Source organism: Streptomyces cathayae, assembly GCF_029760955.1.
GTDB classification, from domain to species: Bacteria; Actinomycetota; Actinomycetes; order Streptomycetales; family Streptomycetaceae; genus Streptomyces; species Streptomyces cathayae.
The window spans coordinates 1,436,540-1,458,695 of record NZ_CP121682.1; the positions used below are offsets into that span (position 1 = coordinate 1,436,540).

Annotated in this window: 20 protein-coding genes; 5 read left to right on the forward strand and 15 right to left on the reverse strand. The window is 72.3% G+C overall.

Features of this window, described 5'->3' with window-relative positions:
• Positions 1-377: 377 nt before the first annotated feature.
• Positions 378-638 carry a Rossmann-fold NAD(P)-binding domain-containing protein gene (locus tag PYS65_RS06580; protein WP_341483671.1) on the forward strand — a complete coding sequence of 87 codons (261 nt, stop codon included), beginning with the start codon at positions 378-380 and terminating at the stop codon, positions 636-638.
• A gap of 369 nt (positions 639-1,007) precedes the next feature.
• A complete protein-coding gene (locus PYS65_RS06585) occupies positions 1,008-2,210 on the forward strand; it encodes a S8 family peptidase (RefSeq protein WP_279332839.1) in 1,203 nt (400 codons plus the stop codon).
• Between the two features lie 7 nt (positions 2,211-2,217).
• Here PYS65_RS06585 and PYS65_RS06590 read toward each other — a convergent pair whose 3' ends face one another.
• Positions 2,218-3,402: a hypothetical protein gene (locus PYS65_RS06590; protein ID WP_279332840.1), complete on the reverse strand. Its 1,185-nt coding sequence runs from the start codon at positions 3,400-3,402 to the stop codon at positions 2,218-2,220.
• A gap of 162 nt (positions 3,403-3,564) precedes the next feature.
• Here PYS65_RS06590 and PYS65_RS06595 point away from each other — a divergent pair, with 162 nt between their 5' ends.
• Complete coding sequence (locus PYS65_RS06595; protein ID WP_279332841.1) at positions 3,565-3,927, forward strand: hypothetical protein; 363 nt, start codon at positions 3,565-3,567, stop codon at positions 3,925-3,927.
• Positions 3,928-4,039: 112 nt separating this feature from the next.
• Positions 4,040-4,264, forward strand: a complete 225-nt coding sequence (locus PYS65_RS06600; protein WP_279332842.1) for a hypothetical protein — start codon at positions 4,040-4,042, stop codon at positions 4,262-4,264.
• A gap of 67 nt (positions 4,265-4,331) precedes the next feature.
• Here the strand turns inward: PYS65_RS06600 and PYS65_RS06605 are convergent, their stop codons facing one another.
• The 3 genes from PYS65_RS06605 to PYS65_RS06615 form a co-directional block, all read right to left on the reverse strand.
• A complete protein-coding gene (locus PYS65_RS06605; RefSeq protein WP_279332843.1) occupies positions 4,332-4,766 on the reverse strand; it encodes an SRPBCC family protein in 435 nt (144 codons plus the stop codon).
• Between the two features lie 563 nt (positions 4,767-5,329).
• Positions 5,330-5,749, reverse strand: coding sequence for a hypothetical protein (locus PYS65_RS06610; RefSeq protein WP_279332844.1), 420 nt, complete (start codon positions 5,747-5,749; stop codon positions 5,330-5,332).
• Between the two features lie 353 nt (positions 5,750-6,102).
• Positions 6,103-6,690 (reverse strand): cysteine hydrolase family protein, encoded by a 588-nt coding sequence (locus tag PYS65_RS06615; RefSeq protein WP_279332845.1) that lies wholly within the window; start codon positions 6,688-6,690, stop codon positions 6,103-6,105.
• A gap of 74 nt (positions 6,691-6,764) precedes the next feature.
• Here PYS65_RS06615 and PYS65_RS06620 point away from each other — a divergent pair, with 74 nt between their 5' ends.
• The gene (locus PYS65_RS06620; RefSeq protein ID WP_279332846.1) at positions 6,765-7,751 is read left to right on the forward strand and encodes a GlxA family transcriptional regulator; all 987 of its coding nucleotides are present in this window, start codon (positions 6,765-6,767) and stop codon (positions 7,749-7,751) included.
• On the opposite strand, the gene PYS65_RS06625 is transcribed toward PYS65_RS06620, so the two are convergent.
• The 11 genes from PYS65_RS06625 to PYS65_RS06675 form a co-directional block, all read right to left on the reverse strand.
• Positions 7,709-7,975, reverse strand: coding sequence for a helix-turn-helix domain-containing protein (locus PYS65_RS06625; RefSeq protein ID WP_279332847.1), 267 nt, complete (start codon positions 7,973-7,975; stop codon positions 7,709-7,711). The genes PYS65_RS06620 and PYS65_RS06625 overlap by 43 nt on opposite strands.
• A gap of 161 nt (positions 7,976-8,136) precedes the next feature.
• Positions 8,137-9,192 carry a hypothetical protein gene (locus tag PYS65_RS06630; RefSeq protein ID WP_279332848.1) on the reverse strand — a complete coding sequence of 352 codons (1,056 nt, stop codon included), beginning with the start codon at positions 9,190-9,192 and terminating at the stop codon, positions 8,137-8,139.
• Positions 9,193-10,257: 1,065 nt separating this feature from the next.
• On the reverse strand, positions 10,258-12,177 hold the full coding sequence (locus PYS65_RS06635; protein ID WP_279332849.1) for an ABC transporter ATP-binding protein: 1,920 nt from the start codon (positions 12,175-12,177) through the stop codon (positions 10,258-10,260).
• A 151-nt stretch (positions 12,178-12,328) separates the two neighbouring features.
• Positions 12,329-13,210 (reverse strand): endo alpha-1,4 polygalactosaminidase, encoded by an 882-nt coding sequence (locus PYS65_RS06640; RefSeq protein WP_279332850.1) that lies wholly within the window; start codon positions 13,208-13,210, stop codon positions 12,329-12,331.
• A complete protein-coding gene (locus tag PYS65_RS06645) occupies positions 13,207-13,881 on the reverse strand; it encodes a spherulation-specific family 4 protein (protein WP_279332851.1) in 675 nt (224 codons plus the stop codon). The genes PYS65_RS06640 and PYS65_RS06645 overlap by 4 nt, the downstream gene beginning before the upstream one ends.
• Positions 13,878-14,828 (reverse strand): NAD-dependent epimerase/dehydratase family protein, encoded by a 951-nt coding sequence (locus PYS65_RS06650; RefSeq protein ID WP_279332852.1) that lies wholly within the window; start codon positions 14,826-14,828, stop codon positions 13,878-13,880. The genes PYS65_RS06645 and PYS65_RS06650 overlap by 4 nt, the downstream gene beginning before the upstream one ends.
• Positions 14,829-14,834: 6 nt before the next feature.
• Positions 14,835-15,548 (reverse strand): sugar phosphate nucleotidyltransferase, encoded by a 714-nt coding sequence (locus PYS65_RS06655; protein ID WP_279332853.1) that lies wholly within the window; start codon positions 15,546-15,548, stop codon positions 14,835-14,837.
• An 88-nt stretch (positions 15,549-15,636) separates the two neighbouring features.
• Positions 15,637-16,638 carry a GDP-mannose 4,6-dehydratase gene (locus tag PYS65_RS06660; RefSeq protein WP_279332854.1) on the reverse strand — a complete coding sequence of 334 codons (1,002 nt, stop codon included), beginning with the start codon at positions 16,636-16,638 and terminating at the stop codon, positions 15,637-15,639.
• An 88-nt stretch (positions 16,639-16,726) separates the two neighbouring features.
• Positions 16,727-18,136: a hypothetical protein gene (locus PYS65_RS06665; RefSeq protein WP_279332855.1), complete on the reverse strand. Its 1,410-nt coding sequence runs from the start codon at positions 18,134-18,136 to the stop codon at positions 16,727-16,729.
• Positions 18,133-19,662: a GT4 family glycosyltransferase PelF gene (gene pelF, locus PYS65_RS06670; protein ID WP_279332856.1), complete on the reverse strand. Its 1,530-nt coding sequence runs from the start codon at positions 19,660-19,662 to the stop codon at positions 18,133-18,135. Before pelF ends, PYS65_RS06665 begins: the two co-directional genes overlap by 4 nt.
• A gap of 166 nt (positions 19,663-19,828) precedes the next feature.
• Positions 19,829-21,964: a hypothetical protein gene (locus tag PYS65_RS06675; protein WP_279332857.1), complete on the reverse strand. Its 2,136-nt coding sequence runs from the start codon at positions 21,962-21,964 to the stop codon at positions 19,829-19,831.
• Between the last annotated feature and the right edge of the window lie 192 nt (positions 21,965-22,156).

The window sequence follows — 22,156 nt, forward strand, 5'->3', positions numbered from 1 at the left end:
GGAACCCTCGGGACCCGGGTACGAGTTCTCCGGCGTGCACACGTGGTCGCCCGGACAGTGCATCCTCCTGACACGCGTGCTCTCCCAGTACCTGCTCCGCAGAGCTTCCCGCTTCGGCGCGACCTTCAAGCGGTCCGGTTTGCAGCAAAGCGTATAGTGTCGGCCCCAAGGGTCAGCACGACGCACCTGAAAGCCTTCCGGGATCTCACCGACCAGCAGCCGGAACTGAACCGCCGACTTATACGTCCGTAGCGGAGCGCGGTAGTCACGCAGGTCTTGCCGCCGACGCTGCCCTTGGTCTTGTTGCAGGCATACAGGAACAGGGTTCGTTTCACGGACCTCCCCTGCTGGAGCCGACGCCGGGACACGATGCGGTGGTGCGCTTCGCGGCACGGCCACACGTGGACCGCTCGCCCGACGGCGCCGCGGAGTTCGTGCGCACGAACGTGCCTGGCACGCGGTCGGCGCTTCAGGCGGCACTGCGCACCGGGACCGTGCGCAGTGCCCGCTGCTCGAACGACTACGGCTGGTGTCGGCGCACCGAGAAGCCGATCCCACGATTCGCCACCGGCCTTCTGGAAGGCTCGCCCGTCTCCGGCCCCCGGTCCACGGCGAAGCCATGCCGAAGGTCTCGCTGATCGTGGCCGTCGCGCAGCGATCTCCTCGAACCCACGCCGTTCGTCCGTTTCCGCCTCGGGTCCGAAGCTGACTGGGCATCAATTTCTTCGGAAAACAGATCTTTTCGGTGGTCGCTGCGAGGGAAAAGCCCGCGTCGCGACGATCCGTCCCGGTGACGGCGGCACCGGCGATGAGAAGACCTCATCCACTTCACTTGCATGACATTAACATGTCAAGTCTTCAACTCCCTTGATTATAACCACCAGTTACCACACTCTTTACTCGGCCTTGAGCGGAACGCAGCGCTCAGGGCCGTGTGCGCGACCCCGTGCGCACCCCCACATCGCGCGCCACACCCAGGCGCGCTTGCCTGAGGAGGACTCCCTCGCATGGCACAACCGCGTAGCAGGAAGATCCGCTTCGCCGCCCTCACCGGCGTTGCGACCGCCGCCCTTTTGGGCGGACTCACCGCGCTTCCCGCCCAGGCCGCCCCGGCCGAAGGAAAAGTACTCGCCGCCGACTCCCCCACGGCGGTCAAGGACAGCTACATCATCACGCTCAAGAAGACCGCGGGCTTCAAGTCCGCGTCGAGCAAGGGCAAGGGCCTGATCACCAAGTACGGCGGCACGGTGGAGAAGACGTTCGGCAGCGCGCTGAACGGTTACACGGCGGACCTCTCGGCGACCGAGGCCAGGAGACTCGCGGCCGACCCGGCGATCGCCACGGTGGAACAGAACCAGAAGGTCCACCTCGACGCCACGCAGACCAATGCCCCCTGGGGCCTGGACCGCATCGACCAGGCGGCACGCCCGCTCTCCGGCACGTACACCTACCCGGACTCGGCGGGCAGCGGCGTGACCGCGTACGTCATCGACACCGGGGTGCGCATCACACACTCGCAGCTCAGCGGGCGGGCCTCGTACGGCTACGACGCCGTCAGCGGCGGCACGCCGTCGGACGGCAACGGCCACGGTACCCACGTCGCCACCACCATCGCGGGCTCCACCTACGGCGTCGCCAAGAAGGCCAGGATCGTGGCAGTCCGCGTGCTCAACGCCAGCGGCTCGGGGACCACGGCCGGCGTCATAGCGGGCGTCGACTGGGTCACCAAGAACCACTCCGGCCCCTCGGTCGCCAACATGTCGCTGGGCGGCGGCGCCTCCGCCGCCCTGGACACGGCCGTGCGCAACTCGATCGCCAGCGGTGTCACCTACGCGGTCGCCGCGGGCAACGAGAACGCCAACGCGTCCTCCTCCTCCCCCGCCCGGGTCACCGAGGCGATCACGGTCGGCGCCACCACCAGTACGGACGCCAGGGCCAGCTACTCCAACTACGGCTCGGTCCTCGACCTCTTCGCCCCCGGCTCCTCGATCACGGCGGGCTGGCACACCAGTGACACCGCGACCAACACCATCTCGGGCACGTCGATGGCGGCACCGCACGTCGCGGGCGCGGCCGCGGTCTACCTCGCGGGCCACACCACGGCCACCCCGGCACAGGTTTCCGCGGCCCTGGTGAACGGCGCCACTTCGGGCGTGGTCACCAGCCCGGGCTCCGGTTCACCGAACAAGCTTCTGCGTCTCGTTCCGTGACGCACCGTCAGGTGTGAACGCCGTTTCCCGGAGGCCGCCGTGCCATCGGGAAACGGCACTTGCCCGGCCGGCGAGCGGACGGAGCCCGCTCCAGCTGCTCCGGCCGGGCCTGTCCGGCGTGCATACGGCCGCGCAGCCCCTGAACGGTCGTCAGCGCGGCCTGCCGCGCGGGGTAGAACCGCCCGTCGACCCACCGTTGGAGCCGGGTGCGCAGCGGGGACAGCGCGGCGGCGCAGACGGCGGTGGCCGCGGCGGCCGCGACCGGTGAGGACCGTCCGGCGCCGAGGCCGGCCACGAACGAGGCGGCCGTGTAGAAGCCCAGCAGGATCGTGGTCACCAGGCCGTAGGTGACGGCGGTGCTGATCGCCCGGTCGATGTCGTAGAGGTCGTGCCGCAGGATCGCGATCGTGGTCGCGGCCGGAATCGCCAGGGCCGCCGCCGCCAGGCCGACGACCGCCGGCTCCGGCCCGCCGAGGAACAGGTAGCCGGCCCAGCACAGCAGCAGCGTCAGCGGCAGGAAGGCGGCACCGAGCGCGAACCACTTGAGCTGCGCCCGCCTCGCCTCGTCGGCCGCCCGCCGGTAGCGGACGACCACCGCCGCCGCGGACGCGATCAGCAGCCCGAGGAAGACCGGCAGCAGGGCGAACGCCACCGCGCGCAGTACCGGGAGGCAGGGCTCGGGCACCCGTACAGGGTGCGGCATCGCCTCGAACGGCGGCCGGAACGGTGCAGGGTCCAGCGCCGCGATCAGCATGAACAGCGGAGGCACGGCCAGCAGTCCGGCCGCCGCCCACCGCCGGCGCCGGCCCGACAGCCTCCCGTCGGGGAAGACCAGCATGAGCAGCGCGGCCGGGACGTACAGGAACATCCAGTCGCCCTGCGACAGGGCCGCGTACCACTGCGCGAACGGCAGGTCCGTCCGCCGCGCGAGGAGCAGCCCGCACAGCTCGCCGACCGTGAGCCACACCGCCGTAGCGCCGACCAGCACCAGCAGCAGCCCGACCACGCTGTCCGGGCGGCGCACCGCCACCACCACGCCCAGCACGACGGAGGGCAGCCCGAACGCCACACCGATCGCGAACGCCGTGGTGGCGCCCCCGTCACCGCCGAGCACCGCCAGGATCACTCCGGCGGCTGCCAGCACGCTCGTCAGGACCGCGGCGGCGACAGCGAACAGACCCCGAGTTGCCACGCACCTAGGGTAGGACGGCGGTCACCCGGAGTGAATACGTGGCAGCACGGAGAACGGTTCCGGGCCCGCCCCGATCCGCGGACCCGACCCGCGAACCCAGACTGCGGACACGACACCGGTATTTCCGACCCCGGTACTTCGTCCCTCACTCAGGAGGACCACGTGAACCGCACCCGCCTTCTTGTCACCGGACTGGTTCTGTCCGCCCTGCTCGGCCTCATCGACGTGATCTCGCTGCCGTTCGGAGACGGTGGGCACCCTCCGGTCGCGGTGGCCGTCGTGGGTGCCGCACTCGGGCTGATCACCCTGGTCGGCGCCGTTCTGGCCTGGCGGGGCAGCCGCGCCGGCGCGGTGGCCGTGATCGTCACCCGGCTGCTGTCGGGGCTCAGCGCCGTCCCGGCGTTCTTCGTCGACGACGTGCCCGGAGCGCTGGTCGGCGCGGTCGCGTTCGCCCTCCTCGTCACCCTCGCCGGCGTCGCGCTGGTCGCCTCGGCACTGCGGACGCGGGCCGTGACGGAGGGGTGACCATGTCCTCCACCACGGCGGACACCGCCCCGGCACGCCGGACACGCCGACCCGCCGCCCCGTCCGCGACCTGTGCGGCTTCTGGCGGGCGACGGCGACGGTCCTCGGCACGGTGCTGCTGGGGCCGGCCCTGTGGCGGGCACGCGTGGTGCCGCTCCGGCTCGCGCTCGGGTTGACGGTGTCACAGCCCGTCCACCTCGCCTCGGTGCTGAGCGGTGTCCGCGAGCTCGACCTGGTCGGCTGGGGGCTCACGGCGGTCGGCTTCGCGGCGGCCGGCCGACTGCTGCTGCTGCGCATGCAGAACGACGGGTTCGACCTGCCGCCCCTGCGGGACTGAGCGCCCGGCCGGGCGGCGCGTCATCCCCTTCCCCGTATGAAGGCGGGGGAGAGAAGTCGACTCCGAGTCAGCCCTTCTGCCGCTCCACGAGATCCCTGAAGTGTTCCAGGTCGTCCCGGACCGTCCGCTCGACCGCGTGGATCTGGGCCATTCCCTTCGGACCGCCGAAGGCGTCCTGGATGCCCTGCGGGTCGTACTCCATCCGGATCTGCACCTGGCTGTGGTCCCTGTCCAGGGACCTGACCGCGAGGGTGCCCTGCAGCTCCGGGCTGCCCTGCGTCTGCCAGGTGATGGTCTGTTCGTCGGAGCGGTCGGAGAGAACGGCCTCGAACACCTGTTCACCACGGCCGGTCCGGACATCGAGACGGGCACGGTCACCGCCGCGTGCAGCAGCGCGCTGCACCCCGTTCATGAACGACGAGTACTCCTCAATGCGGTGCAGCTGGTCCCACACCTTCTGTGCCGGGGCGCTGATGTCGATGTGCTCCTGGAGCCTGCTCATCGCGGACCTCGCCTCCTGGCCCGGCCACCCGGGCACATGGTCCCTTCCAGGTTGCGCCGTGAGTCGGCCACCTGGCAACCAGACCGGGAAGCGCCCTGCCGATCACGAGCACGGCCGGCCCGTCAGCTCCTTGGCCTGCTCGGCCTTCGGGCAGGGCTGATTCGAAGTCGTGGTGATCACGCTGCGGCGCTGGTCAGCTGATGCCCAGGAGCTCGAGCGGGCGGGTGAGGGATCTGCAGGACATCTCGCGGAGTCCGGTGGCGATGCTGCGGTACACGGCCGGCGCATCGCGGCGGCGCGAGCGCGGGCGGTCTTGCCGTCCACCGTCGGGGGGTCGGCGGGGTCCTGGCCGGTCAGATCCGCCAGACCGCCCGGGCACACCGCGCCGACCACCTGGCGGATCGTGGACAGCGACGGCATCCGAAGGTGGCCTGCACGGCTGTTACGGAGCAGGTCAGACCCCGAGCAAAACACGCACAAGCCAGTAAGAACTACGGCTGTGCCAAGCGTCTGATCCAGGCCTCCTACCGCCCCTCAGCGAGCCCGGAATCTGCGGGCTTTCCTCAGCGTGTGCCGGTCGTCGCAGTGCTGTAGGCGTACAGGGCGACGACGCCGACCACACAGGCGAGGATCATCCAGGAGGCGAGGCTCATCCGTCTCCCTTTGCGCCCGGACCGTTTCGGCTTCCCCGACCGCTGGGCCCGGCCGGGTGCCGCCGGGGCGGGCGGTGCGGGGTCGGCGGCGGTCTCGGCGAGCAGGCGGCGGCAGGCCGTAGCGAGCTCGCCGGTGCCGGCATCGAGCGGTAGGACCATCTCCGAACGCGCCGGAGCGGTGGTGCCGCCGTCGAGGATACGGCCCGCACGGAGCAGGATTTCGTCCCTGCGGCCCGAGGGGGCGAGACTGATCCAGCGCTGCACATGCTCTCCGCGGATGACCACTCCCCCGGCCCGGTCCCGGTACACCGTGTACCGACGCCAGAGCATGTCCGCCAACTGCGTTGCGGTTTCTCTCAGTTGGGCGCTCAAAACCCGTCCCCCAGAGCCGTACGGTCAATCGAACGGGAATCGTACTCCAGCGTCTCCGTTTCGCTCGGGGCGGCCCACCGCGAGGTGAGGCCCTCGCCGATCTCGCCGACCGCCTCGGCCCGGAGTCACAGCGCTGAGCATCGGCTGGCGAGGACCCCCACGACCATCCGATGATCCACAACAGCGACTCGTCATCACCCCCCATGAGCCCGCGGAGTCGCATCGTGTGACTGAGTCTTTGACCTGGGCCGTGAGCGGCCGAGGTGGCCCGGGCGAGTATCGGAGGTGGCCCACACCCCAGATCTGGGAGGTCAGGGGCGGACGGCGGCCACCAGCTCGCCGGTTGTCACCACCCGGGCGAAGCCCCCGCCGTGCAGCGAGACAGCACTCGCCCGGGCCAGCTCGTCGGCCGTCAGGCGCCAGCCGTTCGGACCGGTCAGGTCGAAGGTGTGGGTGGCGTCGAGGGGGACCAGCACGTCGTAGCCGAGGTTGCCTCCCATGCGGGCGGTGGTCTCCACGCACATGTTGGTCTGGATGCCGGCCAGTACGACCTGGGTGATGCCCACCGCCTTGAACCAGTCGTCAAGGTCGGGGGTGCCGTAGAACGCCGAGTTCACGGACTTGGTGACGAGCAGCTCCGGCCCGCCGCCCTTGCCGCGCCGCTCCTCGACGTACTCCTTGAAGTCGTTGCCCTCGTACCCGGTCCGCAGCGGCGAGCCGGGCTTGTTGGAGTCGTGCCGCACGAAGACGACCGGCCGGTCCGTGTCCTGCCAGGCCGCGATCAGGGAAGCGATGTTCTCGTCGGCGGCCGGGTTGTTGCGCGGGCCCCAGAACTCCGACTCGTCGAAGCCCTTCTGCACGTCCACCACGACCAACGCCGCGTTCGATGTGATTTCCATGCCCACGATCCTGCCGCCGGGCGGGGCCGGTTCACAGGAGACGGAAAGACAGCGATCGATGGTTTACTGCCAGGATGACCCGACCAGCACCGGCCCACCGCATCGCCCTGCTCGCCTTCCCCGGCATCCGGGCCTTCGACGTCTCGGTGATCACCGAGGTATGGGGCGCGGACCGCACCGACCGCGGGGTGCCCGCGTTCGAGTTGCGCCGGGTGGCCGTCGGCCCCGAACCGGTACCGATGCGCGACGGGCTCGCGCTCGCCCCGGACCGCACCCTCGCCTGGCTGCCCCGCGCCGAGCTGATCCTGGTGCCGGGCCTGGACGACCATGTCACCCCGGCGCCCGAGCCGGTCCTTGCGGCACTGCGCCGCGCCCACGTCCGGGGCACCACCATCGCCGCGCTGTGCGGCGGGGCGTTCACGCTCGCCCAGGCGGGCCTGCTGGACGGCCGCCGGGCGCTGACCCACTGGGCACTGGCCGATCAGCTGCGGGCCCGGCACCCACAGGTGCGGGTCGAGCCGGACGCCCTGTTCGTCGGAGACGGCAATCTGTGGACGTCCGCCGGCACCGCCGCCGGCATCGACCTGTGTCTGCACCTGGTGCGCGCCGCGCACGGCGCGGAGGCGGCCGCGACGGTCGCCCGGTCCATGGTCACCGCACCGTTCCGGACCGGCACCCAGGCCCAGTTCATCGAGCATCCGACACCGCACGCCGACCGCGACGCGGACACGCTGGCCCAGGTACGCGCCTTTGCCCTGGCGCATCTCGACGAGCCGCTCACCGTGTCCGCGCTCGCCGCCCGTGCCGGGATGTCGCCGCGCTCCTTCGCCCGGCACTTCGCGGCGGCCACCGGGACCACCCCGCTGCGCTGGCTTGTGGGCCACCGCATCGTGGCGGCCCAGAAGCTCCTCGAACGTACCGACCTGCCCATGCCCGAGGTCGCCCGCCGGTCCGGTTTCGGCAGCGAGGTCACCATGCGCCAGCAGTTCGCATCCCGCCTGGCGACCAGTCCGCGCGCCTACCGGGCGTCGTTCGCTGCACCGGACAAGCCCTGCAGATAGCGGTGCAAGGAGGTCTTCGGAATTCCGGTCTTGGCCGCGATCCGGCCGAGGCTGCGGTCCTGCTCCTTGGGGAGCTCGGCGTATTCGATCTTGTCGTCGGGGTGGGCGACGGGACGGCCGATACGGCGGTCGGCGGCTTCGGCGACAGCGCGGGCGTGGGCGTGGGCGTGGGCGTTCGGAGGTGAAGGGGCGTTCCCTCTCGGCGAACAAGGCCACTTGGCCAACCCCCGCCACCGCCGGGACACCGATACGAGAACTCTCACGCACGCAGCCCCGGAGCCGGTGAGGGCGGCTCCAGGGCTGTCATGAGTTCCTCCGGGCGCCGGCAGCGCGAACGCGCCGCACTGCCCTCACCCGTCTACCGGCAGACGCTCGCCTGTGGGCGTCAGGGGGTGGTGCGTGCCTCGGCGGCGGAGATGACCTTCTGGCGCCGCTGGTGGCGTCGTTCGTACTCCTGGACCTGGCGGGCGACGCCGGCGGGGACGTTCTGCACCTGGGCGGTGAGCTTGTCCGGGCTCATGGTGTCGTAGCCGGGCCAGGGTTCGCTGCCGCGCAGCTGCTCGATGGCGTCCAGGACCGGGGGGCGGTTGGAGTGGGTGCGCTCGTATCCCTCGATGACCGTCAGGTCCGACTGGGAGAGTGTGCGCAGCTGCTGCTGGATTTCGTCGACGCTGAGCTGGCTGAAGCGGAGGATCGGCAATTCCTCCTCCCGGGTCACCGCACCCTGGACCTTTTCGGCCATGCGGGTGGGCCCGGGCATCTCGCGCACCGCGCCCCCGGCGGCACCCCGGGCCCGTCGGCCGCCGCTCTGTGCGACGTCTTGCACCCGGTTGGCGGCGGTCCGCACGGCGTGGGCGGCCGCGTCGGCCCAGCCGCCGCCGTTCTCCTGGATGAAGCCGTTGGCCGCGGCCGCCACGGCCCGGGCGTTCTGGGCGACGCTGTCCTCCAGTTGTTCGAGCAGTTCCTCGTCCTGGCGGCGCAGTGCGGCGAGCAGGTCGGCGGTGGCCTGGTCGTGGGCCACTTCGGCGATGCTCTGCCCGGCCCGGCAGGCCGCCAGCGCCCGGGCGGTGACCGCGTACTCGTCCTGGGCGTTTTTCAGCAGCCGCCGCTCGTCGTGGGGCCGCTGGCCGCGCAGCATGTCCGTTATGAGCGTGGATCCGATCGTCAGCGGCAGCATGACGGTGCGCACGGCGCTGCGCGAGATGAACCGCGCGATATCGACGCGGTCCCCGACCAGCCCGCTGCGGGGCCGCAGCTCGCGCATGTGGTGCTCGATGCGCCGGAGGCTGTCCTGGACCTCGTCCACCTGGCGCTCGAGCATCTGCCGGTACGGGCCGGGTGGCGTGATGGTCGCATCCGCCCGCAATCGGTCGACGACCGCCTCATGTGCCTCACGAGCGTCCTCCAGCGCCGGTACGAGCGCGTCCGTCATCACTGTCATGGGGTGCTCCCTGGGGTGGGGGTCAGGCGGCCGGCCCACGCCCGCCGCGCGTCGGGAATCGGCTGTCTGCGGCCAGTGCCGAGGCCGGGCAACCAGGGACCATCCTGTGGCACCCCCGGCAAGACTGCCCGGCGACCGGGTCCGCGTCCGATACGGCCAAGACCGGCCGGGACGCCTCAGGCCTGCCGCCGGCCACCCCGGTGGGGCCCACGGCACCAGGCGGAAAAGACCTTCCGGGGCGGCCCGACCCCCGGGTGGGCGCCGTGGTGAAGGCAGCGTGGGCCGAACGGGTGAGGGCGGCGGAGGTGCTGTGTCGAAAATCCTGATCACGCGTTGGTCCGGGCGTGAATCCTCGCGTCGATGACGCGGTGCCCCGTGCGGCACCGCCCGGGCCGACCCGCTCCCGGCCCGATCGCGCCGGCCTGGGCGCCGGTGTCCGGCGGGACGGCAGGCGGGGCCGGGCCGTGATGGTCATCGGCTCAGCGGTGCTCGTTGCCGCTGCCGGGGTGCGTGTCCTCGCGGACCGGCTCGCTTGAAAGACTCAGAACCGGGTGGCCGGGACCGACCGGACGGTCCGGGCTCGACCGCGGCGGCAGCCGGGATGGATGCGGGGGCGTGCCTGCGTGATCAGCTGGTCGAGGCGATCGTCTCCCTCCGTCGGCAGGCAGCGGTGATGCTGTCGCACGCTCCCGGCCCTGTCGGTGGAGCCGGTGCCGCCGGGCCGGAGGGCGAGTCGTCACCTGGCCCGCGGCCCTGATCAGAACCCGGGCGGCTTCAGGTCGTTGCCTGCGCTGCTTCCGTGGACGTTCAGGCCCCGGGGCTGTCCGGCACCCGGGGCGAGTCGCTCCAGCCCGACGGAACGCTCAGACCGCCCTCACCGCGAGAACGACGCCGCCCGGGGAGCGCTCCACCGGGCTGACCTCGCACAGCGCGGCGAAGCCGGACCGCGTCAGCCGGTCCGGGAGCACGGTCGTTTTTCCTGCGGCGCTCCTGCGTCCACCGCACGCGGGGGGACGCAGGAGCGTGCCGCCGGGTGCGGTCGAGAATGTCCGAGAATCGTCTCGATCATGTGAACCACGTGCTCGCACGAGCGTGCGACGACGTCCTGCGAGCCCCGTCCGGCGCCGGGTCGGCCGGTCCGGGCAGCCCGCCGGGACCGGCTTCGGGGACCGGGCACTCGGGGGCCGAGTCGGTGCTCTCGCCGAGGAAGCCGCCCGACTGGTGCTGCCACAGTTTGGCGTAGGCGCCGTTCGCCGCGAGCAGTTCCTCGTGGGCGCCCTGTTCGACGACGCGTCCGCGGTCGAGGACGACGAGACGGTCCATTCCGGCGACGGTGCTCAGACGGTGGGCGACCACGAGGGCCGTACGTCCGTCCATCAGCCGCCACAGGGCGTCCTGGACGAGGAGTTCGCTCTCCGAGTCCAGCGCGCTGGTCGCCTCGTCGAGCAGCAGGATCGGGGCGTCGCGCAGGATGGCCCGGGCGAGGGCGACGCGCTGTCGCTGGCCGCCCGAGAGTTTGACTCCCCGCTCGCCCACCAGGGTGGCGAAGCCGTCGGGGAGTTGTTCGGCGAACTCCGTGACGTGCGCGGCCTCGGCCGCCGCGCGGACCTCCGCATCGGTGGCGCCGGGCCGGGCGAAGGCGATGTTGTCCCGCAGGCTGCGGTGGAACATCGCGGGTTCCTGCGGAACGTAGGCGATCAGTGAGCGCAGGTCGCTCTGGCGCAGCCGGCTGATGTCCTGTCCGCCGATCAGGATGCGGCCGTCGTCGATGTCCGACATCCGCAGCAGCAGCCGGGTGAGTGTGGTCTTGCCGCCGCCGGACCTGCCGACCAGACCGATCCGTGCGCCTGCGGGCACGTCCAGGTCGAGACCCTCGAAGATCGGCTTCGCACCCGTGTGGGCGAAGGTCACCGCCTCGAAGCGGACGCCGGTGTCCCGCAGTGCGAGCGGTTCGGGTTCGGCCGGGTCGAGCACGGTGGGCGGGTCCAGCAGCAACTCCGTGAACTGCGCGGCCTCGGTCATCGAGCTCTCCAGCCGCCGGTAGATCTGGTTGAACTCGAACATGATCTGGGTCGCGTTGGAGTAGTAGGTGAAGGCGACGACGATCTCCTCCACTCCCTGGCCCGGACCGCCGAAGGCGACGGCGACCAACAGGCCCAGCACGTTGGTCAGCACGGACAGGGGGGCGATCAGGGTGTCGACGCGCAGATTGCCGTAGTCCCACGACGTCAGCGTCAGGCGCCGGGAGTCCGCGACCCGGCTGCGGTGTTCGTCGGCCTCCCGCCGCTCGGCGGCGAACGCCCGGATGGTCTCCATGTTCATGAGGCTGTCGGCGACGTGGCCGGAGACCCGGGCGATCGCGGCCTCACGGTCGTTGACGAGCCTCTGCCGGCGGCGGATCAGCGGTGTCGCGGCCACCACGGTCAGCGCGATCATCACCAGGAGGCCGACGACGAGCATCGGTTCGTAGCTCCACAGCACCACGGCGCCGAACACCAGGGGGACGAGACTGCCCACGATCCGGTACGTCAGCGTGTCGACGAAGTCCTCGAAGCGCTTGCCGTAGCTGAGCACCCGTTTGGTCAGGGAGCCGGCGAAGTTGTCGTGGAAGAACGCGGCGTCCTTGGCGAGGAGTTCGTCCATGCCGCTCACGTACAGGTGCTCCATGCCGAGGGCGTCCACGCGGTTCAGGCAGTGCTGCCCGACCCGCCACACGGCCTCGGCGAGCAGCAGCGTCACGCCGAAGCCCAGCACGTACGGCAGCGCCGAGGCGAGGGTGAGACCGCCGTCGCCGGCGGCCTGTCCCGCCAGTTTGGCGATCAGCAGGGGGGCGACGTAGCGGATGCCGATGTTGCCCACGGCCGGCAGCAGCAGCGCGGGCAGCGCCAGCAGTCGTAGTCGCAGCAGTTCCCGGCCGTAGCGGCGCAGGGCCAGGACGACCGCGCTCCTGCCCGGCGCCGGCCCTCGCGTATCTGTTGTCCCCATCACACTCCCGGAGGTTCGGAAGTCGGAAGTTTCCCGTCAGGGGAGGCTCCCGGTCCAGGCATTTACCGCGGACCGGTGAGAACCGGACACCTCTGCGCCGCGTTCGGCGTACGCGGCGCAGCGGTGTCCGGGGGTCAGCGGTGTCCGGGGGTCAGCACGGGTCCCGCCAGACCCCCAGTTCCAGCTTCTTGCGCATGGACGACAGTTTCAGTTCGCGGGACTCGGCACAGAATTCACCGGTCGGCTCCGCGTACTCCACGTGGAAGACCGCCTTGCCCGCCTCGATGAACGGAGTGAGTTCGGCGCACTCGCCGTACTGCGCGCACTCCTCGTTGACGGCGAAGTCGAAGTCGTCCACGAGCTGCGGGATCTGCGGCAGGTCGTTCTTGAGGCCCACCGACAGACCGCGTGCGTGCGCGATGTCCGCGATCATGCGGTTGTAGCGGAGCTGGTCGGCGGCGGTGAGCGGGAACCCGGTGTCGTTGCCGTAGCCCTCCATCAGGTCCGGCTCCACCGCGTCGAAGCCCTTGTCCCGGCACATGTCGAACCGTCGCTCCATGATCGGCTTCAGTACGGGGATCCGGCGGATGTCCAGCCAGCGCTCGCCCTCCCAGCCGTTGTTCCTGCCGAGGACGGAGCGCGGGAATTCGTCCCGGTCGGGCCGGAAGTCCTCCCAGGCGCCGACGTTGACGTAGCAGATCACCTTGCGGCCGTCGCGGTGGAGGCGGGCCACGTCCGCGGCGGTGTTCTCGAAGCCGTCGATGTCGTAGACGGGCACCTCGACCGACGGGTCGGCCCTGCCGTCGAGCTGCCACTGCCAGGCGAGCCCGGGGCGCGGGCGCCAGCGTTCCCCGCCGGGGGCGGGGGAGGTCCCGGTCGGGGCCTCCGGTGAGGTGCGGGGCGGGGCGGAGCACCCGGTCAGGGCCGTGACGGCCAGCACGAGCAGCACGACCGACGCGATCAGCACGGGCGGCGCGGTCGACGCGGCCGGCACCCTCGGCGCGGGCGTGTGGGGCGGAGGCTTCCCGGTCATGCTCGTCCCTCGGTTTCGGCCACGGTCAGGGCAGGGGTCAACTCGGCCCATGGGTTGGGCAGTTCGCCCGTCACGGGGCAGCAGACCCCGGCGCCGCGGTCCTGTGCGGTGCGTACGGCCAAGGGTACGAGTGCCTCGGGCACGCCGTAGACGAGGTGGCAGATCCGTTCCGGTGGGTGCGGCTTCGTCCGGGCGGGGCGGCTGAACGCGGCGGCGTAGGTGGACCAGTGTCCTTCGAAGGTGACGGTCAGGTCGGCGAGGCGGACGTAGCCGGGCGCCGGGTCCACTCCGGGGTTGAGCACGACGGTCCGCGCGCCGGCCCCGCGCAGGGACCGGACCAGCCTGCGGCAGCCCGGCAGGCCGTCCGGCCCCGCGCTCACCCGGTCCAGGAAGCAGCCGTCGACCGCGTACCACTCCCGGTGCCGGCGCGCGTCGGCGGTGACCGCGGACGGGTCCCGCGCGCCGTAGTCGGTGTCGACGTAGCCGAGCAGCCGGGCTCCGGCCGCCCGCAGCGCCTCCGCGACCGCCGTGAACGCCTGGTCCGGCCCGGTCCCGGGGCCGTTCGCGGGGTTGAGCACGACGGAGTGGGTGCGGTCGGCTGCCGTGATCAGCCGGTGCCAGGCACCCGGGTCCTCGGCCGGGTGGACGTACAGGGGGATCAGCAGGCTCACGGCGTACGGCCGCCTTCCGCGCCGGCGTCCGCCCACAGCGCGGCCAGTGACTCCTCGAGGGGGTACGAGGGACGCCAGTCGAGTGCCTCGCCCGCCGCCGTGATGTCGGAGCACTGCCAGGACACCGCCGCCGAGCGGGCCGATCCGCCCGTGGCCCCCGTGGCCCCTGCGGCCTCCTCGATTCGTCCCCCGAAACCGGCCCGGCGGGCCAGCAGGTGCACCAGGTCGCGCACCCGGACCGCCTCGCCGCCGCCGATGTTGAGCACGGGCGGGAGCGGCCCGGCCGCCAAGGCGGCGAGCACCGCCGCACGTGCGACATCGCGTGCGTCGACGAAGTCGCGGTACGCGGACAGGTCACCGAGCCGCAGTACCGCCCCTGTTCCTGCCTCCGGCTCGGCCGCGCCGGTCTCGCGCAGCAGGGCGGCGACCCTGCCGGGCAGCCCGGTGGGCGGCGCGCCCGGTCCCACCGGATTGCCCACCCGCAGCACCACCGCGTCCAGGCCGGAGGCCGTCACCACCGCCGTGCCCGCGAGTTTGGTCGCGCCGTACGGTCCGAGCGGGCGGGTCGCCGCCGTCTCCGTCACCTTGGTGCCCTGTTCCCCCGGGCCGTACTCGGCGGCCGACCCCAGGTGCACCAGGCGTGCCCGGGGAGCGGCCTGCCGCAGTGCCGCACACAGGACGGCGGGGCCGCGGGTGTTGACCTCGGCCAGGGTGACCGCGTCCCCGGCGGTCGCGCCCGCGCAGTTGATCACGGCGTCGGGCGCCGCCTCCGCCAGGGTCTTGGCGAGCCGGTCGGGGGAGTCGGTGGCCAGGTCGACGCGCAGACCCGCGCCGGCCCCCGCGGTCGAACGGCCGGCCTCGGGCAGCTGGGTGTCCGGCAGGCCGCGCAGGTGGGCGACGACATGACGGCCCAGGTAACCGGTGCGGCCCAGGACGAGAACGCGCATGGCTGCTCAGGCCCCCTTGAGCAGCATGGACTTGCGGGTGGTGAACTCCGCGTTGGCCCGGTCGTAGTCGTCCGGGCGTCCGATGTCCAGCCAGTATCCGTCGAACTCGTAGGCGTGCGGCGGGTGCTGGGCGGCGAGGAGGTCCAGGACGAGTTCGTCGAAGCCCAGCGGGAGGCCGGGCGTGTAGCCCTCGAGCGTCGAGCGGGACAGCCCGTAGACGCCCATGGAGACGCGGTAGTCCATGCTGGGCTTCTCCGTGAAGGCGACGACCTGGCTCGCCCGGGTGGTCAGCACGCCGAAGTCGATGCGGACCTTGCGGGCGTAGGTCGCGATGGTCAGCGGAGCACCGGATTCCCGGTGCCGGTTCAGGACGTCGGCGTAGTCGAGGTCGGTCAGGACGTCGCCGTTCATCACCAGGAAGGTCTCGGGCAGCCGCTCGCGCAACGAGAGCAGGGGGCCCATCGTGCCCAGCGGGTTCTCCTCGGTGGCGTAGTCGATCTCCATGCCCCACTGGGAGCCGTCGCCGACGTAGGCGCGGATGATCTCGCCGAGGTGGCCGATGGCGATGGTGCAGTGGGTGAAGCCGGACGTGGCGAGCTGGCGCAGCACGATCTCCAGGATGGCGTGCTGGTCGCCGATGGGGACGAGCGGCTTGGGGAGGGCTGTGGTGTAGGGCCGCAGCCGGACGCCCTTGCCTCCGGCCAGTATCACTGCGTGCATGGGGCTTCTCCTTCGGATCCTTCGTGTTCCCGGGGACGTGCCGGACACCGGCCGGGTGGTGCGGGCCGGGTGGTGCGGGCCGGACGGGTCAGATGTTGTAGATGCCGGTCTTGTAGCGGGCCAGGTGGGCCGGGTCGCGGAAGAACTCCACGGTCCGGGCGAGCCCCTGCTCCAGCGTGTGGGCGGGCTTCCAGCCGGTGGCGGCGGCGAGCCGGGTGGCGTCGGCGACCAGGCGCATCACCTCGGAGTTGGCGGGCCGCAGCCGTGCCGTGTCCTCCCGCACGTCGAGGGCACTGTCCATGACCTTGCCGATCAGCGCGACGAGGTCGCCGACCGAGATCTCCCCGCCGGTCCCGGCGTTGAAGGTGCGGCCCACGACCTGCTCGGCGGGTGCGGTGCCGACGGCGAGGAAGGCCTGCGCCGTGTCCTTCACGTAGGTGAAGTCCCGCGTGGGCCGCAGGTCGCCGAGGGTGATGGTGCGTTCCCCCGCCGCGACCTGGCCGATGACGGTGGGGATCACCGCGCGCATCGACTGGCGCGGGCCGAAGGTGTTGAACGGCCGCAGCGTCACCACCGGCGTGTCGAAGCTCGCGTGGTAGCTGTCGGCCAGCCGGTCCCCGCCCGCCTTCGAAGCGGCGTACGGGGACTGGGTGTTGATGGGGTGGTCCTCGGTGATCGGCACGGTCCGCGCGGTGCCGTAGGTCTCGCTCGTGGAGGTGTGCACCAGCCTCGGTGTGCCCAACTGGCGTACCGCTTCGAGCACGTTGAGGGTGCCGGTGACATTGGTGTCCACGTAACTGTGCGGCGCCCGGTACGAGTACGGGATCGCGATGAGCGCGGCCAGGTGGTAGGCGCTGTCGGCCCCTTCGAGCAGTCCGCGTACCGATCCGGGGTCCCGGACGTCGCCGAGGACGATCTCCACCTGGTCCAGGACGTCCGGGGACAGGGTCTCCAGCCATCCGTAGGAGGAGAAGGAGTTGTACTGGGCCATGGCCCGGACGCGGTGTCCGGCGGCGACGAGCGCTTCGGTGAGGTGGGAGCCGATGAAGCCTTCGGCCCCGGTGACGGCGGCGAGCGGTGCGGAGGTCAACGCAGGTGTCCTTCCGGTTGCTTGAACGGGTGCGGTGCGACGGTGCGGTACGGGTCGCGGGTGGTGGTGATGTCGTGCGCGCGGGCGGTCAGGCGTGTACCGCCGGCCGGCCGAGCAGCCACAGCACGCACACCGACAGGCACAGGGCCGCGGCGGCGCAGCACAGCGGCAGGGCGGCCGGGCCCGGTGGCAGGCGCAGCAGGGTGACCAGGGCGGCGCAGCCCGCGGCGGTCAGGCAGATCAGGGCGGGGGGCCAGGCGATGCCGAACGCCTGGAGCAGCAGGGCGGTCCACAGTGTCGCGGCGAGGAGCAGCAGGGCGGCGGGGTCGGCTCCGGTGAGGAGGGCCGCGGGCGTCAGCGGCAGGAGGTGGGCGAGCAGGCAGAGAGCGAGCAGGCCGGCCGACCGCAGGAGGAAGGCGGTGGGCGTCGCGGTCGCCCGCAGCGCCGCGACCGACCGGCCGCGGTAGCGGTACAGCAGCCACTCGGCCGGTCCCATGCTCACGGTCAGCACGATCACGGCGTACGGATGCTGTCGGCCCTCCAGCAGGACCAGGGACGCCGCGGCGAGGCCGAAGAGTCCGTAGGGCAGGGAGGCCCGCAGCGGTGGCCGGCGCGCGCCGGGGACGGGCGGGGTGCCGAGCACGCCCCGGAGCACCCGGCCGGTGGTGGCGAGCGTGGCCGCCAGCGCCAGCAGGGGCAGACCGAGCCTCGGCACGGGGCCGGGCTCCCGCCACGGCAGCAACGCGGCGCCGGCGATCAGCGGTGTCAGGGCCGCCAGCAGCAGCCGTTCCCGGGCGAGGACCAGCAGCACCGAGGCGGCGGCCAGGTACAGCGACTGTGCGGCGGCGGCCAGGACGACCGGTCCGCCGCCGGCCACCACGGCCGCGGTCGCCGTGGCCAGGGCCGCGCCGAGGACGGCTCCGGTCAGCAGGGTGCGGCCCGCCTCGTGGCGCCCCGTCGCCAGGCGCAGGTGGGCGCGGTGCCCCAGGGCCTGGCCCCAGGCCCAGGAGACGACGCCGGCCGCGATGAGGGCGGGCGCGTGCCGTGCCGCCTGCCCCAGCGGTGCGACGAGCAGGTAGGCGAGGCCGGGCAGGGCGAACAGCACGCCGCGCAGCAGGCAGCGCACGGTGTCGGGACGCCAGGGGTCGGGGGCGGGGGCGAGGTCGGGGAACGTCCTGGGGACGCGCTCGTACAGGGCGGAGGCCAAGGAGAACAGGTTCGGATGGCCGTACCGCCGCCGGATCACGTCCGTGGGCAGTCCTTCCGCCTCCAGCAGCGCGGCCACCTCGTAGGGGTGCACGGCGGGGCCGATGCGGTCGGCCAGGTCGGCGGCCAGCCGGTCCACCTCCTCCTGGTCCGGCACGGGCCGCGGTAATCGCATGGTGAGGGTGGTGTCGTCGGCCGGGAGGGCCCGCGGCGGCCGGAGTACGGCGGGCGGCCGGAGGGCGAGGGTGTCCTGTTCGGCCCCGCCCGGTTCCAGTGCCATGGGGCCGCTCATACGGCCACGCTCCTCGTCGCCCCGGGTGACGGAACCTGTGTGCGCTCGTCCGGGGGCGGTGCGGCACGGCCGGCCGGCTGCCGCCGGGGGCCGGAGAGCTCGAGGTAGACGGCGCGGAAGGTGTCGACGGTCCGGCGCAGGGTGAACTGCTCGATCACCCGGAGCCGGGCGGCCTCCCCCAGGGCCGCACGCCGTGCGGGATCGCCGAGCAGTTCCAGCGCGGCGGCGGCCATCGCGGCCGGGTCCCGGGGCGGTACGACGAGACCCGCGTCACCCACGGCCTCGCGGACTCCGCCGACATCGGTGGAGACCGTCGCCCGCCCGCAGGACATGGCCTCGATCAGCGTGAAGGGGAAGCCCTCGCTGATGCTGGAGAGCATCACGACGTTGCCGGCGGCGTACGCGTCCCTGATGTCGTCGACGCGGCCCTCGAAGACGACGGCGTCCCCGTGACCGAGTTCGGCGGCCAGGGCCTCGCACCGCTCCCGGTAGGCCTCCCCGCCCCGGGGTGTCCCGCCGAACAGCCGCAGCCGGACGCCGGGCTGTTCCGCCCTGACCAGGGCGAGGGCCCGGACGAGGGTCTCCAGGTCCTTGATCGGGTCGACGCGGCCGGCCCAGCTGAGGGTCGGCGCCTCCGGTTCGGGTCCGGCCGGCGGGAAGGCCTCCGGGTCCACCCCGTTGTAGACCGTGCGGATCGACGCCGGGTCGGCCCCGCCCTCCTCCTCCCACAGCCGGTTGTAGCGGTTGCCCGGTGTGATCAGGGCGGCCCTGCGGTAGCTCTCCTCGGCCAGCAGCCGGAAGAAGCCCAGGACGAGCGCCTTGACCGGCCAGCGGTAGGGGCCGGTGCGGTAGCCGAGGTAACGCTCGCGGAGGTAGACGCCGTGCTCGGTGAGGAGCAGGGGGACGCCGTGCCGTTCCAGGGCGGCCAGTCCGGGCAGGACGGCGATCCCCCCGCTGACCGCGTGGGCGACCCCGTCCCTCGGCAGGGGCGCGGCCAGCGGGCGCAGGGCGTGCTCGAGCAGTCCGGTGGCGGTGACCGCGTCGTGCAGCGTGGGGCGGGCCTCACGGACGACCAGGCCCCGGCGGTTCCACACGGCGGTCAGCACGGCGATCGCCCGGTCGCCGCGCAGGAACGGGCCGAGTGTTCCGTCGGCGGCGGCCCGCGCCATGGTGTACAGGGCCGGGGCGAATCCGCTCTCCGCGCACGGGTCGAGCAGCGCCGTCAGGAACTGCTCGTAGGCACCGGCCAGGACTTCGCGCGGCCGCCGCCCGGGCGGACGGCCCGCGGGCGGGGGTCCCCACATCGGGACGGTCAGGAGGTTCGAGACGTGTGCGGGCAGGTCCCACACGACGGGTTCGCGGCCGGTGCCGGTGACGGCGAGGACGTCGAAGTCGATGTCGGGCATGCCGCGGACGAGTTGGTCGCACCAGACGCTCACACCGCCGTGACTGTGCGGATAGGTGCCTTCGGTGAGCAGGGTGACGCGCGCCGAGCTGGGGCGGCGCGCGCCGTGGTGAACGTACATCGGTGGGCTCCACGGCCGGGTACGGGGTGGGGTGGGGTGCGGCGCGGGGTGGGGATCGTGCCGGGGCGGGGATCGCGCCGGGGCGGGGATCGCGCCGGGGCGGGCCCCGGCGCCCGGTCACCCGTCGGTGACCGGGGCCGGTGCCTCGGGTGGGCCGGTGGGCCGTTCAGTTCCGCGCGGTGTACGGCACGTGGTCCCGCACGCCGGCGGGGACCCGGGTGTCCGGGGCCGGCTCGGCGACCGGAGCCTTCGCCTCCGGGGCCGCTCCGTCGCCGTCGGTGGCGGAGGCCGGCAGGGTGAAGGAGAGGGCGGCCTGGCCCGCCGTCCGCGTCCAGCCGGACACCCGGCCCGCGTAGGCCTCGCCGAACGCGTCTCCCGCGAGGGTGGTCCCGGCGGGCGCGGTGGCGGTGACGGCCGTGCCGTCCGGCGCCTCTACGGTCACCGTGCCGCCGACGCGGTAGGCGGTGACCTGGTCTTCCCGCAGGGCGTCGGCCCAGGCGGCACGGCGCTGGAGTTCGGCGCCGATGTCCTTCATCCGCAGGTTCACCACGGGGGTGTCGTCGGCGAACAGGGCCTCGTAGCCGTCGAGTACGCCGTCCAGGACCGGGTAGGCGATGCGGTCCTCGGCCAGGTTGGACTGGTGGATGAAGTGCGGCTTGGGATCGTTGGCGAGGACGTGGCCGAACGCGATCCGGGTCTCCAGAGGGACGATGTACCCGGTGTACCCCGTCGCGGGGTCCAGCGGAGCCGGCAGGCACGTCGTGGTGGCCGGGTTGTCCTCGCAGATGCCGCTTCCGCCCTGGGCACGACCGGTGTAGATCCAGTTGTACTCGTCGACCTGCTCGGCCGTCCGCCCGGCGTTGAAGAAGACGTTCATCGGGTAGCGCGAGACGGTCGTGGCCGGCCCGACCCGACGCTGCACGGGGTCGCGGGAGTTGTCCGAGGCGAGCCAGGTGATGCCGTTGTCGGCGAGGGCGGGGGCCAGGTTCGGATTGTCCTCGGGCTGCTGCGGCAGCACCTTGAGTCCGGAGTGTTCGCCGGTCACCAACTCGTCGTCGTGCAGGGGCAGTCCGGCGGTCTCTCCCCAGACGCGGTTGGCGGCGATCTCGTCGGCGATGGCCGTGCGGCCGACCCACTTGGTGCTGCCGTCGGCGTGGGTGGCGCACCGCCACGGCACCACCGATGTGTCCTGCTCGCAGCCGAGGAAGGAGTGCGTGTAGGTGTGGTTGATCCAGCGGAACCGGTCCCGCTCGGCGATCAGTCTGTCCGCCAGGGGGTCGGCTCCGCCGTTGCCCTGGCGGTGGTCGACGCTGCCGGCGCCGTTGTAGGCGAGGTCGAGGGTGAAGTCCTGCTCGCTCTGCCAGGAGGTGGCGTGGTCCACGTCGGCGGGGAGCATGCGGATCGGGTCGGGTGTGCCCTCGCCCTCCGGGCAGTCGACGTCGCCGGGAGTGCAGTTCAGCTCCGTGTCCCAGCGGTCGTCGGCGGCGAGGACGTCGTCGACGTGCACGGCGAAGTAGTTCCTGGAGGCGCCCAGGTGCACGCCGCCGGTCATCCAGTCCACGATGCCCCGGGCCAGCAGTCCGAACTGCTGCTGGTGCTGGTTGTAGACGAAGGTGACGACGAGTTCCCGCCGTCCGTCGTGCCGGTACTCCCCCACCAGCGAACCCCGCCCGGTCCCGCCCGGGATCGCGGCCTCGACGTACGGAGTGAAGTCCGCGCCGGCCACGGGGGTCGACAGGTAGGCGTAACTTTCGCTCACGGCAGGTGAGTTGTCCTCGAAGGGGACCTGGCCGTCCAGGTAGCCGAAGGGGCCTGCCCGGCCCGCGTCGGTCACCTCGGCCCGCACCCCGTCGATGCTGCCGGCGTAGCCGTCGCCGACCGGGTACTCCAGGCCCGCCTCCGGGCGCGCGTAGGTGTAGGCGTCGACCTGCGGGATGTCGTAGGTCCGCTCGTAGGCGGCGAGCGCCGTCATCTCGGGCGAGTTCGCCGGGAACGGGTTGTCGTTGGGCAGCACCACCGCCTGGTACTTGGCGCGTGGCAGCCCGTCCACGGTGTCGGCGAGGAAGCCGGAGTCGATGACGGGGCGGTCGGACCGGGTGAGGTCCACTTCGGTGTACGGCGTGCCGGCGGTCCTCAGTTCGGCCGCGATCGCGTCCACGGCCGGACCCCCGTCGCTGACGACCAGGACACGCAGGTCGACGCGGGGTAAGTCGTCGGCGGCGTGCGCGGCCGCGCCCGGCACACCCAGGGCAGCGATGAGTGCGCCCACCGTGAACACGGCGGTGCGTGTGATCCGCTTCATGCGGTGCAGTCCCCTCCCACGGACAGGGGTGGACACCGCTCCACCGGAGCCGACGCACCCCCGCGCGCGACGCCGGCATCCCCCTCAGAAGCCAGTCGTCGACGCATCCGTCACGTCACATGGTGATGGCTTTGTGTGCTTCTCGTGGGCCAATTGCGAAAACTGACGGAAAAGCGCGGTCGACCATCAGGG

What these genes read in the sequence shown, in the direction of transcription:
- PYS65_RS06665 (WP_279332855.1), bottom strand. Translation starts at nt 18,136, where the DNA reads ATGAGCGGCCCCATGGCACTGGAACCGGGCGGGGCCGAACAGGACACC.
- PYS65_RS06630 (WP_279332848.1), bottom strand. Translation starts at nt 9,192, where the DNA reads ATGACAGTGATGACGGACGCGCTCGTACCGGCGCTGGAGGACGCTCGT.
- PYS65_RS06620 (WP_279332846.1), top strand. Translation starts at nt 6,765, where the DNA reads ATGACCCGACCAGCACCGGCCCACCGCATCGCCCTGCTCGCCTTCCCC.
- PYS65_RS06640 (WP_279332850.1), bottom strand. Translation starts at nt 13,210, where the DNA reads ATGACCGGGAAGCCTCCGCCCCACACGCCCGCGCCGAGGGTGCCGGCC.
- PYS65_RS06610 (WP_279332844.1), bottom strand. Translation starts at nt 5,749, where the DNA reads ATGCTCTGGCGTCGGTACACGGTGTACCGGGACCGGGCCGGGGGAGTG.
- pelF (WP_279332856.1), bottom strand. Translation starts at nt 19,662, where the DNA reads ATGTACGTTCACCACGGCGCGCGCCGCCCCAGCTCGGCGCGCGTCACC.
- PYS65_RS06650 (WP_279332852.1), bottom strand. Translation starts at nt 14,828, where the DNA reads ATGCGCGTTCTCGTCCTGGGCCGCACCGGTTACCTGGGCCGTCATGTC.
- PYS65_RS06585 (WP_279332839.1), top strand. Translation starts at nt 1,008, where the DNA reads ATGGCACAACCGCGTAGCAGGAAGATCCGCTTCGCCGCCCTCACCGGC.
- PYS65_RS06655 (WP_279332853.1), bottom strand. Translation starts at nt 15,548, where the DNA reads ATGCACGCAGTGATACTGGCCGGAGGCAAGGGCGTCCGGCTGCGGCCC.
- PYS65_RS06675 (WP_279332857.1), bottom strand. Translation starts at nt 21,964, where the DNA reads ATGAAGCGGATCACACGCACCGCCGTGTTCACGGTGGGCGCACTCATC.
- PYS65_RS06615 (WP_279332845.1), bottom strand. Translation starts at nt 6,690, where the DNA reads ATGGAAATCACATCGAACGCGGCGTTGGTCGTGGTGGACGTGCAGAAG.
- PYS65_RS06635 (WP_279332849.1), bottom strand. Translation starts at nt 12,177, where the DNA reads ATGGGGACAACAGATACGCGAGGGCCGGCGCCGGGCAGGAGCGCGGTC.
- PYS65_RS06605 (WP_279332843.1), bottom strand. Translation starts at nt 4,766, where the DNA reads ATGAGCAGGCTCCAGGAGCACATCGACATCAGCGCCCCGGCACAGAAG.